Source organism: Saccharopolyspora sp. 6V (assembly GCF_020176785.1).
Lineage (GTDB): Bacteria > Actinomycetota > Actinomycetes > Mycobacteriales > Pseudonocardiaceae > Saccharopolyspora_C > Saccharopolyspora_C gregorii.
Genome location: NZ_JAIUKB010000149.1, coordinates 1 through 12,229 on the forward strand (window position 1 = coordinate 1; position 12,229 = coordinate 12,229).

General features: G+C 72.2%; 9 protein-coding genes. 8 read left to right on the top strand and 1 reads right to left on the bottom strand.

Annotated features, from left to right (window positions below):
• Positions 1–663: 663 nt before the first annotated feature.
• The 6 genes from LCD35_RS25365 to LCD35_RS25390 all read left to right on the top strand — a co-directional run bounded on the left by LCD35_RS25365 (position 664) and on the right by LCD35_RS25390 (position 8,506).
• Positions 664–3,129 (top strand): FAD-dependent oxidoreductase, encoded by a 2,466-nt coding sequence (locus LCD35_RS25365; protein WP_224961268.1) that lies wholly within the window; start codon positions 664–666, stop codon positions 3,127–3,129.
• Positions 3,130–3,230: 101 nt separating this feature from the next.
• Positions 3,231–3,851 carry a cyclodeaminase/cyclohydrolase family protein gene (locus LCD35_RS25370; protein ID WP_224961266.1) on the top strand — a complete coding sequence of 207 codons (621 nt, stop codon included), beginning with the start codon at positions 3,231–3,233 and terminating at the stop codon, positions 3,849–3,851.
• Between the two features lie 101 nt (positions 3,852–3,952).
• The gene (locus tag LCD35_RS25375) at positions 3,953–4,804 is read left to right on the top strand and encodes a bifunctional 5,10-methylenetetrahydrofolate dehydrogenase/5,10-methenyltetrahydrofolate cyclohydrolase (RefSeq protein WP_224961271.1); all 852 of its coding nucleotides are present in this window, start codon (positions 3,953–3,955) and stop codon (positions 4,802–4,804) included.
• Positions 4,805–4,867: 63 nt separating this feature from the next.
• Positions 4,868–6,241, top strand: a complete 1,374-nt coding sequence (locus LCD35_RS25380) for an L-serine ammonia-lyase (protein WP_224978209.1) — start codon at positions 4,868–4,870, stop codon at positions 6,239–6,241.
• 43 nt (positions 6,242–6,284) lie between these two features.
• Positions 6,285–7,133 carry a formyltetrahydrofolate deformylase gene (gene purU / locus LCD35_RS25385; RefSeq protein WP_224961261.1) on the top strand — a complete coding sequence of 283 codons (849 nt, stop codon included), beginning with the start codon at positions 6,285–6,287 and terminating at the stop codon, positions 7,131–7,133.
• Positions 7,134–7,360: 227 nt separating this feature from the next.
• The gene (locus tag LCD35_RS25390; protein ID WP_224961259.1) at positions 7,361–8,506 is read left to right on the top strand and encodes an aromatic ring-hydroxylating dioxygenase subunit alpha; all 1,146 of its coding nucleotides are present in this window, start codon (positions 7,361–7,363) and stop codon (positions 8,504–8,506) included.
• Between the two features lie 334 nt (positions 8,507–8,840).
• Here the strand turns inward: LCD35_RS25390 and LCD35_RS25395 are convergent, their stop codons facing one another.
• Positions 8,841–10,274, bottom strand: coding sequence for an MFS transporter (locus LCD35_RS25395; RefSeq protein WP_225045078.1), 1,434 nt, complete (start codon positions 10,272–10,274; stop codon positions 8,841–8,843).
• Positions 10,275–10,688: 414 nt separating this feature from the next.
• On the opposite strand from LCD35_RS25395, the gene LCD35_RS25400 reads away from it, so the two are divergent.
• Together LCD35_RS25400 and LCD35_RS25405 are read left to right on the top strand one after the other, a co-directional pair.
• Complete coding sequence (locus LCD35_RS25400; protein WP_224961255.1) at positions 10,689–11,033, top strand: bifunctional 3-phenylpropionate/cinnamic acid dioxygenase ferredoxin subunit; 345 nt, start codon at positions 10,689–10,691, stop codon at positions 11,031–11,033.
• On the top strand, positions 11,034–12,197 hold the full coding sequence (locus LCD35_RS25405; RefSeq protein WP_225045079.1) for an NAD(P)/FAD-dependent oxidoreductase: 1,164 nt from the start codon (positions 11,034–11,036) through the stop codon (positions 12,195–12,197).
• The last annotated feature ends 32 nt before the right edge of the window (positions 12,198–12,229 follow it).

The window sequence follows — 12,229 nt, forward strand, 5'->3', positions numbered from 1 at the left end:
CGTGTTCTGCTGACGACCCAGCTCCGCCCCCACAGCAGCGGCCACCTCCGGATCCACCACCGCAAGCCGGTCGTTGAACGCAGCTGCACTTCCGGACGAGTTCATGGGACTCCTTCGACACCGGGAATCTGCACGGGAGCACTGGGGAGACGGCGGGTGAACGACCGGCCGGACGACTACCATCCAACTGAAATATCAGAAGGCTTCTGAGCGTAAGCAGCGGAATTCTCCGGGTCAAGGGTCCGAAGTCACCGAGGCGCGCGCCGCCGCACCCCGCCGCCGCCACCACGGCGCGACGCGCCCGGGCGGCGGCGCGCCGGGCCGTTCAGCCGTCCGCGTGCACCGCGGAGAAGAGGGCCGAATCGGCCCTTGACCGCTGCTCCCACCAGTGCTTACTCTGCCGTTCACTTGATATATCAGTCTTGCGCCCAGCTGTTCCGGTCGGTCCAGGAACACATCCGGAATCCGGCGTTCGGCTCGGTCAGGTCACCGCAGGCGGCGGCCCGTTCCGACACGTCCCCCCGTGCTCCGCGGAAGTCCGCATCGGACGACCACCGAACCCCACCACTCCCCCTTCTCCAGCCCGAGCTCCTGCCCCGTGGCACCAGTCCGCACCTGCCGTCCTCGCAGCGGTCGCCGCAGGCCGCCCGTTAGGAGACCAGCATGAGCACCCCACGCGTCGTCATCATCGGAGCCGGGATCGTCGGCACCAACCTCGCCGACGAGCTCACCGAACGCGGCTGGGACCGCGTCACCGTCCTCGACCAGGGACCGCTGCCGCTCACCGGCGGTTCCACCTCGCACGCCCCGGGACTCGTCTTCCAGACCACCGGGTCGAAGACGATGACCGAGTTCGCCACCTACACCAGGGACAAGCTCGCCGCGCTGGACGTCGACGGCGGGTGGTGCTTCAACCAGGTCGGCGGCCTGGAGATCGCCACCACGCCGGAACGGCTCGCCGACCTGCACCGCAAGCAGGGCTGGGCGACCTCCTGGGGGGTGCCCGGCACCGTCCTCGGGCCGGAGGAATGCGCGAAGCTGCACCCGCTGCTGGACCGGGACCGCGTCCTCGGCGGGTTGCACACCCCCACCGACGGGCTCGCCAAGGCCTCCCGCGCCGTCATCGCCCTCGCCCGCCGCGCCGAAGCCCGCGGCGCCCGCTTCCAGGGCTCCACCCGCGTTCTCGGCATCAACACCAGCGGCGGCAAGGTCACCGGCGTCGAGACCGACCAGGGCGAGGTGCCCGCCGACCTCGTGGTGTCCTGCGCCGGGTTCTGGGGCCAGGCCATCGGCGACATGGTCGGCATGCGGGTGCCGCTGCTGCCGCTGGCGCACCAGTACGCGCAGACCGACCAGCTGCCCGAACTCGCCGGGCGCAACGACCCGCGGATCGAGGCGCGGCTGCCGATCCTGCGCCACCAGGACCACGACCTGTACTACCGCGAGCACGACGACCGGCTCGGCATCGGCACCTACGCGCACCGCCCCATCCCGGTCGGGCTGCACGAGCTGCCGCAGGACGAGGACGCGCCCAGCGAAGCGGCGATGCCGTCGATGCTGGCGTTCACCGAGGAGGACTTCGCCGCGTCCTGGGAGCACAGCAAGCGGCTGCTGCCCGCGCTGCGCACCGCGAAGGTCGAGACCGGGTTCAACGGCGTCTTCTCCTTCACCCCCGACGGCGGGCCGCTGGTCGGCGAATCCCCGGACGTGGCCGGGTTCTGGATCGCCGAGGCGGTGTGGGTGACGCACTCCTCCGGCGTGGCCCGCGCCGTCGCGCAGCTGCTGGTGGACGGGCGCAGCGAGATCGAGCTGCACGGCTGCGACGTGCACCGCTTCGACGAGATCGAGGTGACCCCGCAGCACGCGGACGAGACCTCGCAGCGCAACTTCGTGGAGATCTACGACGTCAAGCACCCGCTGCAGCCGAAGTTCTCCCCGCGGGACCTGCGGGTCAGCCCGTTCCACGCGCGGCAGCGCGAACTCGGCGCGTTCTTCCTGGAAGCCCACGGCTGGGAACGCCCGCACTGGTACGAGGCGAACGCGCCGCTGGTCAAGGAACTGCCGATGGAGTGGCAGCCGCCGTCGCGGGACGCCTGGTCGGCGATGTACCACTCCCCCGTCGCCGCGGTCGAAGCGTGGAAGACCCGCACCGCCGTCGCCCTCTACGACATGACCCCGCTGAAGCGGCTGGAGATCTCCGGCCCCGGCTCGCTGGAATTCCTGGACCGGCTCACCACCGGGAAGATGGACAAGTCCGTCGGCTCGGTCACCTACACGCTGCTGCTGGACCGCGCCGGCGGCGTGCGCAGCGACCTCACCGTCGCGCGGCTCGGCGAACGGCTGTTCCAGGTCGGCGCGAACGGGAATCTGGACCTGGACCACCTGCGGCGGAACCTGCCCGACGACCACGGCGTGCAGGTCCGGGACATCACCGGCGGCACCTGCTGCGTCGGGGTGTGGGGGCCGCTGGCCCGGGACCTGGTGCAACCGCTGAGCCGGGACGACTTCTCCCACGATGGCTTGAAGTTCTTCCGCTGCAAGCGGGCGCACATCGCGGGCATCCCGGTCACGGCGATGCGGGTGTCCTACGTCGGCGAGCTCGGCTGGGAGATCTACACCAGCGCCGAGTACGGGCAGCGGCTGTGGGACGTGCTGTTCGAGGCGGGCCGCGAGCTCGGCGTGGTTCCCGCGGGGCGCGCCGCGTTCAACAGCCTGCGGCTGGAGAAGGGCTACCGGGCCTGGGGCGCGGACATGACCACCGAGCACGACCCGTTCGAAGCGGGCGTCGGGTTCGCGGTCCGCCGGAACAAGGGCGACTTCGTCGGCAAGGACGCGTTGGAAGGCCGCGACCAGAATTCGGTGTCGCGGCGGCTGTCCTGCCTGACGATCGACGACGGGCGCAGCGTGGTGCTCGGCTCGGAGCCGGTGTTCGTCGACTCGGCGCCCGCCGGGTACGTCACCTCCGCGGCGTTCTCGCACACCCTCGGCTTCCCCATCGCCTACGCGTGGCTGCCCGCGTCGGCGGAACCCGGGACCTCGGTGGAGATCAAGTACTTCGACCGGATGGTGCGGGCCACCGTCGCCGCCGAACCGCTCGTCGACCCGGAGATGCACCGCATCCGCCGGTGACCCCGGACCTCTCGCGAGGTGAGCGGCCCGCGCGACCGAGCGGATGGGCTGCCGGACCGTTCACCTGGAACGGGTTTCCCGCACTACGACGAAGGATGCTGATGCGCACGGATTCGATCGACACCTTCCTGCAGGGCCTCGCCTCCCGCGATCCCGCACCGGGCGGCGGCGCCACCGCCGCGCTGCACGCCGCGCAGGGCGCCGCCCTGGTCGCCATGGTGGCGCGGTTCAGCGACGGTGCGAAGTACGCCGAGCACGCAGCGGAGATCGGCGCGGTGCTGGCGGAGGCCGACGAGCTGCGCGGGCTGGCGCTGGACCTGGTGGAGCGGGACGCCACCGCGTTCGGCGCGGTCGGCGCCGCCTACGGCCTGCCGAAGGACACCGCGGAGGCGAAGTCCGCCCGGTCCCGGGCGATCGCGGCGGCGCTGGCCGAGGCGAGCCGGGTGCCCGTCCAGGTCATCGCGGTCGCCGACCGGGTCGTGGGCCTGGCCGAGCGGTTGCGGCCCGTCGGCAACCGCAACGTGATCACCGACATCGCGGCGGCCGCGGACGCGGCGCGCGCGGCGGCCTCCACCTCGCGGGTGAACGCGGAGGTGAACCTGCCCGGCGTCGCCGACCCGCCCCCCCGGGACGCGCTCGCGGCGGCGATCGCCGAGGCCGCCGACGTCCTCCACCGAGCCGATGAGACCACCACCGCGGTACGGGAGCAGATCCAGCGATGACCACTTCACCCGCAGTGCCCGACACCGGCTCGCCGGCGGCCGGCCGGTCCGGAACCGCCGTGCCCGCAACCGATCCGACCACGACCGGCGCGACCCCACCGGTGGAGACCGCGGTGCTGGACGGCACCGGCCCGGCCCGCGCCATCCGGGCCGAGGTCGCCGCCGCCGCGGCCGAGCTCGCCGCCGCGGGCGTGCCCGCCCGGCTGGCCGTCGTGGTGGCCACCGACGACGAGTCGAGCGCCTGGTACGTGCGCTCGATCGCGAAGGCGGCCGCGAAGTCCGGCGTGGAGTGCGAGGTCGTGGACCTCGGCGCCGACGCCTCCGCGGACCGCATCCGCGAGGAGCTCGCGGCGCTGAGCCGCGAACCGGAGGTGCACGGCATCATCCTGCAGACCCCGCTGCCGCCGGGCGCCGACTTCGAGGAACTGGCCTCCTCGATCGCACCGGACAAGGACGTGGACGGGGCGAACCCGCTGTCGGCGGGCCGGCTCGCCGCCGGACTGCCCGCGTTCCCGCCCGCGACGGCCGCCGCGGTACTCGCGGTGCTGGACCACCACGGCGTGCCGCTCGCGGGGCGCGACTGCGCGGTGGTGAGCCGCTCCACCGTGGTCGGGAAACCGGTGGCGCAGCTGCTGCTGGGGCGGGACGCGACGGTGATGATCTGCCACCGCCACACCGCGGACCTGGCCGCGCGCACCCGGACGGCGGACGTGCTGGTGGTGGCGGCCGGTCGGCCGGGCCTGATCGCGGAGCAGCACGTGCACCGGGGTTCGGTCGTGGTGGACGTGGGCACCAATCCGACGCCGGACGGCGGGTTGGTCGGCGATGTCGACCCGGCGGTGTCCGGCCGGGTCGCGGCGTTGACGCCGGTGCCGGGCGGGGTGGGGCCGGTGACGACGGCGCTGCTGCTGCGGCACACCGTGCGGGCCGCGCTCGCGGAGTCCGGCGGTTAGGCAGCGGTCAGCGGCGCGGTGCGGACCGCGCCGCCTCCGGAAACCTCCAGGTGGGGAGCGCACATGACCCTCTCAGTGTTCGACCTGTTCAAAGTGGGCATCGGGCCGTCGAGTTCGCACACCGTCGGCCCGATGCTGGCCGCGTTCCGGTTCGTGGCGCGGCTGCGCGAGTCCGGGGTGCTGCCCCGGACGGCGGCGGTGCGCTGCGAGCTGTTCGGCTCGCTGGGCGCGACGGGCCACGGCCACGGCAGCGTCCCGGCGGTGGTGCTGGGTCTGCTGGGCGAGCAGCCGCACCTGGTGGACCCGGTGCGCACCGAACCGGACGTGCGGGCGGTGCGGGAGGAGGGCCGGATCAGCCTCGGCGGCGAGCGCAAGATCGCGTTCTCGGTGGAGCGGGACGTGGTGCTGCACCGGCGGAAGCGGCTGGAGTTCCACACCAACGGGATGCGCTTCGACGCGTTCGACGCGCACGGGGAACCGCTGCTGCGCCGCGAGTTCTTCTCGGTCGGCGGCGGTTTCGTGCTGGACGAGGACGAGGCGGGCCGGCCGGTGCTGGTGGCGGGCGGGCCGGAGGTGCGCTTCCCGTTCCGCACCGGCGCGGAGCTGCTGGCGCGGGCCCGGGAGTCCGGTTCGCGGATCAGCGACGTGATGCTGGCGAACGAGCTGTCCTGGCGGCCCGAGCAGGAGACCCGGGACGGCCTGCTGCACATCTGGTCGGTGATGCGGGAGTGCGTGGACAACGGCGCGCGCACCGGTGGCGTGCTGCCGGGCGGCCTGCGGGTGCGGCGCCGGGCCAAGGAGCTGCGGGAGCGGCTGGAGTCCGGGGTCGACGAGAGCGACGCGCTGCACGCGATGGAGTGGGTGACGCTCTACGCGCTGGCGGTGAACGAGGAGAACGCGGCGGGCGGCCGGGTGGTGACGGCGCCGACGAACGGCGCGGCCGGGATCGTGCCGGCGGTGCTGCACTACGCGCATCGGTTCCTGGCCGGGTTCGACGAGGACGCGGTGGTGCGGTTCCTGTTGACGGCGGGCGCGATCGGCGTGCTGTTCAAGGAGAACGCGTCGATCTCGGGCGCCGAGGTGGGCTGCCAGGGCGAGGTCGGGTCGGCGTGCTCGATGGCCGCCGCCGGCTTGGCGGAGGTGCTGGGCGGCACCCCGGAGCAGGTGGAGAACGCCGCCGAGATCGGCATCGAGCACAACCTGGGCCTCACCTGCGATCCGGTGGGCGGCCTGGTGCAGATCCCGTGCATCGAGCGGAACGCGGTGGCCTCGATCAAGGCGATCACCGCCGCCCGGATGGCGCTGCGCGGCGACGGCGAGCACCACGTCTCCCTGGACAAGGCGATCAAGACGATGGGCGAGACCGGGGCGGACATGAAGGACAAGTACAAGGAGACCGCCCGCGGCGGCCTCGCCCTCAACGTCGTCGAGTGCTGACGACCCCGACAGCGATCAGAGCCGTGCGAGCACAGGAGGAACGATGACCAGGAAGTTCACCCTGACGTTGAGCTGCCCCAACCGCAGCGGCATCGTCCACGCGGTCAGCAGCTACCTGGTGGGCCAGGGCTGCGACATCGCCGAGCACCGCCAGTTCGACGACGGCGTGAAGGGCCGGTTGTTCCTGCGCACGCAGGTGACCGCGGACCGCGAGGTGGACTTGGAGGTGGTGTCGCGGAGCTTCGAGCCGGTGGCCGCGGACTTCGAGATGGACTTCTCGTTCGACGCGGACCGCGACGCCCGGGTGCTGGTGATGGTGTCGAAGCTGGGCCACTGCCTGAACGACCTGATCTTCCGCTGGCGCTCGGGCGGGTTGAGCGCGGACATCGTGGCCGTGGTGTCGAACCACGAGACGTTGCGGCCGATGGCGGAGTCGGCGGGCCTGCCGTTCGTCCACGTGCCGGTGACGCCGGAGACGAAAGCCGCAGCGGAGGCCCGGCTGCTGGAGCTGGTGGACGAGTACGACGTGGAACTGGTGGTGCTGGCCCGCTACATGCAGGTGCTCTCGGACGAAGCGTGCAAGGCGCTGGAGGGCCGGGCGATCAACATCCACCACTCGTTCCTGCCCGGCTTCAAGGGCGCGAAGCCGTACCACCAGGCGTATTCGCGCGGGGTGAAGCTGGTGGGCGCGACGGCCCACTACGTGACGCCGGACCTGGACGAGGGCCCGATCATCGAGCAGGAGGTGATCCGGATCGACCACACGCACGACCCGGTGGCGCTGCAGGCGGTGGGCCGGGACGCGGAGGCGCTGGCGCTGTCCCGGGCGGTGCGCTGGCACTGCGAGCGGCGGGTGCTGCCGAACGGGCACAGCACCGTGGTGTTCCGGTGATCGGTTCCGGCCGCGGCTCTTGACATCGCAGCCGCGACGCGCTGCCATCTGTAGCGCAATGCGCACCCCGTTGCCATTCGTGCAACGACTCGACTTCCACTCAGCAGCCACCGCGCGGATCCGCCGCGCGGTGCGTTTCCGACGTTCCGCGGGCGGCCCCTGCGCCCGCCGGTTCCGATGCCGTAGCGAGTTGTGTCCCCTTCCCCTCTGCCGCGAGGAGCATTGCCATGACCACCGGTGAGCTGTCCACTCCCGACACCGGCGAAGCGCTGCCCGAGAGTCTGCGCGAGACGCTGGCCGGTTACTACTACACGGACCCGTCGATCTTCCGGACCGAGCAGGAGGCGATCTTCGAAGCGGGGTGGTTCTGCGCGGTGCTGAGCGCGGACCTGGCCCGCCCCGGGCAGTACGAGACGGTGCAGATCGGCCGGGAGAGCGTCGTCGTGACCCGCGGCCGGGACGGCGCGATCAAGGCCTACCTGAACGTGTGCCGGCACCGCGGGGCCCGGCTGTGCACGGAGGAGAAGGGCGAGGTGCGGCGCTCCTTCCAGTGCCCGTACCACGCGTGGACGTACGGCCTGGACGGCAAGCTGGTGGCCGCGCCGAACCTGAACGCGATGCAGGACATCGACCGCGTCGAGTACGGCCTGCACACCGTGCACGTGCGGGAGTGGCTGGGGTACGCGTGGCTGTGCCTGGCCGAGGACCCGCCGTCGTTCGAGGAGACGGTGATCGGGGACGTGACGAACCGCCTGGGGTCGCCGGAGGCGATCGTCGGCTACCAGGTGGCGGACCTGAAGCTGGGCAGGCGCATCGAGTACGACGTGAAGGCGAACTGGAAGCAGATCGTCGAGAACTTCATGGAGTGCTACCACTGCGCGACGATCCACCCGGAGCTCACCGAGGTGCTGCCGGAGTTCGCCGACGGCCTCGCCGCGCAGTACTTCGTGGGCCACGGCGCCGAGTTCGGCGAGGAGGTGCAGGGCTTCACGGTGGACGGTTCGGCGGGTCTGGAGCGGATTCCGGGTGTGCAGGAGGACCAGGACCGCCGCTACTACGCGATCACGGTGCGCCCGCAGGTGTTCATCAACCTGGTGCCCGACCACGTGGTGTTCCACCGGATGTTCCCGCTGTCGGCGGAGCGCACCATCGTGCGCTGCGACTGGCTGTACCTGCCGGAGGTGGTGGAGTCGGGTGCGGACATCGATCGGTCGGTGGAGCTGTTCCACCGGGTGAACCAGCAGGACTTCGACGCGTGCGAGCGCTGCCAGCTGGCGATGGATTCGCGGTCGTACCGCAAGGGCGGGGTGCTGGTGCCGAGCGAGCACCACATCGGTGAGTTCCACGACTGGGTGCGCGAGCGGGTCGGCTGAGCGCCGTTCTCCCGGCCCGGGAACGGTCCCGCCCGAGCCGCGGCCGCTTGATTCTCCGGGCGCGGCAACGGTTTCCGCCGGTGCGGACGCGTACTGCACCGGGTGCGGCTGCGGGCGGAACGGGAGCCCGCGGCGCGGAGCCGGACAGGACGCACCAGGGCCGCGCGGACGACGCGGCGCAGACCCCGAAACGGCGCAGCGCAGGGCCGGGCGGCGCAACGCGGAGCCGGGCGGCACTGGACCGGACAGCGCCGGGCCAGGCAGCACGGGACCGGGCAACGCAGAGCCGGGCAACGCCGCGCCGGGCAGCGCAGCACCGGTCAGCGCGGATCGCCTACTGCCGCGGGTTCTCCAGCGGCACGCCGTCGGCGGACAGCGGCGGCGGCGGGAGCTCGGAGCTGGAGGTCAGCGGCGCCGCCCCGTCCAGCGGCCGACCGGCCTGCTCGCTGAGGAACCGCGTGCTGACGACGCCGACGATCCCCGCCCCGACCAGGAAGTAGCCCGGCCAGTCGAGGTTCCCGGTCGCGGTGGCCAGCGCTTCGATGATCGTCGGCGCGGTGCCGGCGAACAGCGACACGGCGAGGTTGAACAGCACCGCCAGGCTGCTGTACCGGATCATGGTGGGGAACAGCGCGGGCAGCGTGGACGGCGAGACGGCCGCGAAGCACACCAGCGCCAGCCCGATGATGAGCAGCCCGGCGACCTGCCCCACCAGTCCTCCGCGCAGCAGCCAGACCGCGGGCAGTCCCAGCAGGACCAGCCCGACGCTCCCCGTCATGAGCACGGGTTTCCGCCCGACGCGATCGCTGAGCCGCCCCACCGAGACGATCACGCACAGCATCAGCACCATGACGACGACCTGGAGCGCGGTGGCGACCTCGGGGCTGCTGCCGCCGAGCCCGTAGCGCGGCAGCGTGCCGGTGAGGTAGGTCGGGACGTAGTTCGTCAGCACGTAGTTCGTGACGTTCCAGGCCACCACGATGCCGACGGCGACGAGCGCGGCCGCCCGGTACCGGGTCACCACGATCTGCAGCGCGCGTCGGGAGGACATCGTGGCCAGCGCTGGTGAGCGTTCCATCAGCTGCCGGAACGCCGGGGTGTCCTCCAGCCGCAGCCGCAGGTAGATGCCGGTGATGCCCAGCGGCAGCGCGAGCATGAACGGCACCCGCCAGCCCCAGGAGAGCAGATCCTGCTCGGGCAGCACGGCGATCACCGTCCAGCACACCCCGGCGCCGAACGTGTAGCCGGTGAGGGTGCCGAACTCCAGCCAGCTGCCGAAGAAGCCGCGCCTGCGGTCCGGCGAGTACTCGGCGATGAGGGTGAGCGCGCCGGTGTACTCGCCACCGGCGGAGAAGCCCTGCAGCATCCGCACGAACAGCACCAGCAGCGGCGCGGCGACGCCGATCGCCCCGTAGCTCGGGATCAGCCCGAGCAGCACGGTGGACACGGCCATGAGCACGACGGTGGCGGAGAGGACCTTGGTGCGCCCGATCTTGTCGCCGAGCCTGCCGAACACGAATCCGCCGAGCGGGCGCATCAGGAACGCGGCCGCGAACGCGCCGAGGGTGTAGGCGGTGGCCCACTGGCCGCCGTCCGGGAAGAACACCCGGCCGAGCACGACGGCCGCGAGGTAGGAGTAGATCCCGAAGTCGTACCACTCCGCGACGTTGCCGATCGCCGCCGCGGCGACGGCGCGCCGGACGGTGCGCTCCTCCTCCACGACCGGCCGGCGGAAGGCCCGCCTGGGCCGCTTCGAGCGGTCGATCATGAGGTCTCCCCCGATGCGCGCTGCCGCGCCGTTCCCGGCCGCCCCGTCCCCTTCGACGCCAGGTCCGTGGTTGATATATCTGTTGCACGATAAGTGGTGGTCAGGACCGGGTCAACACGCCGTTCCGGTGCCCTCGCGGCCCTTCTTGGAGCCCGCCGAGGAACCCCTCGCGGGCACCGGCCGGCGGGCACTCTCCGGCGACGGCGCGCCGCGAACTTCCCACAGCAACAGGGGTTTTCGCTACCGGCGGGTTTCCGCGCGTTACACCCGCGGCAACTCTCAGGCCTCCGTGGGCGCCGATTCGCCCGCTCGGCGGGGACGGCGAATTTCATCGTTGACGACCAAGGTGACGAGCCTCATTCTATCGGTTGCGCATTGCAGTACGGGTTCCGCCATCTGCAACAGGAGGCCAGAATGATTCCAGTGGGCGCGCTGTCCGACATCCCTCCCGGCGAGTCGGCCCGGGTGCAGGGCGAGGTGGCGATCGCTGTGTTCAACGTGGACGGCGAGCTGTTCGCCATCGACGACACCTGCACGCACCAGGACGCTTCGCTCTCCGACGGTTGGCTCGAAGGCTGCGCGGTCGAATGTCCGCTGCACGCGGCCTGCTTCGACCTGCGCACCGGCCGCCCCAGCGGCCCACCCGCCAAGAAACCCGTGCGCACCCACCGGGTCACCGTCGACGACGGGATCGTCTACGTGCTCGAGAGCAGCGACGTCGACGCCGTCGCCGGTGCGGTCGTGGAAGAGGTGAGTTGATTGCGCGAGATCACCGTCGTCGGAGCCTCGCTCGCCGGTCTCACCGCGGTCCGCGCGCTGCGCGAGCACGGCTTCGACGGGCGCATCGTCGTCGTCGGCGACGAGGAGCACGCCCCGTACGACCGGCCCCCGCTGTCCAAGGAGTTCCTCGCGGGGACCGCCTCCGAGGACGACATCGCCCTGACCGAACCGGACGACTCCGCGCTGGAAGTGGACTGGCGGCTGGGCCGCGCGGCCACCGGCCTCGACCTCCGGGACCGGGCCGTGCTGCTGGCGGACGGCGAGCGGATCACCTCCGACGCCGTCGTGCTCGCCACCGGTGCCCGCGCCCGCGCGCTACCAGGACAGGTGCCGGAGGGCGTCCGGACGTTGCGCACCCTCGACGACGCCCGCGCCCTGCGGGAGGAACTCGTGCCGGGAGCACGCCTGGTCGTCATCGGCGCCGGCTTCATCGGCGCCGAGATCGCCTCCACCGCGGTCGGGCTCGGCGTCGAAGTGGACGTCGTCGAGGCCGCCGCCGTCCCGCTGCAGCGGGCGCTCGGCCCCGAGATGGGCGAGGTGTGCGGCCGGATGCACGCCCGCAACGGGGTGCGGATCCACGTCGGCACCGGCGTCGCCGAACTGGTCGGCGAGCCCCGGGTGACCGCCGTCCGGCTCGCCGACGGCCGCGAACTGCCCGCCGACGTGGTCGTGGTCGGCATCGGGGCGCAGCCGAACGTGGAATGGCTGGAAGAGTCCGGGATCCCGCTGCGGGACGGCGTGCGCACCGACGCGGCGGGGCGGACCGAGGTGCCGGAGGTGGTGGCGGTCGGCGACTGCGCCAACGCCCACCGGGACTACACCGCGGAACCACTGCGGCTGGAGCACTGGACGAACGCCGCGCAGCACCCGGCCGCCGCGGCCGCCGCGCTGCTCGGCACCGAGCACTCCGCCCCGGCGCACCACGCCGTCCCGTACTTCTGGTCCGACCAGTACGGCAGCAAGATCCAGTTCGCCGGGCACCGCACCCCCGGCTGCACCGTCCGGATCGAGGAGGGCGACGTGGACTCCGGCGAGTTCCTGGCGCTGTACCTGGATTCCGCGGACGAACCGGTCGGGGTGCTCTCGGTCGACCGGGCCAAGTCGTTCGGGCGCTGGCGGCGGCGGCTCGCCGCCAGGTTGTGAACGCGCACCGGGTCCGGCCGCGGCCGTGACCA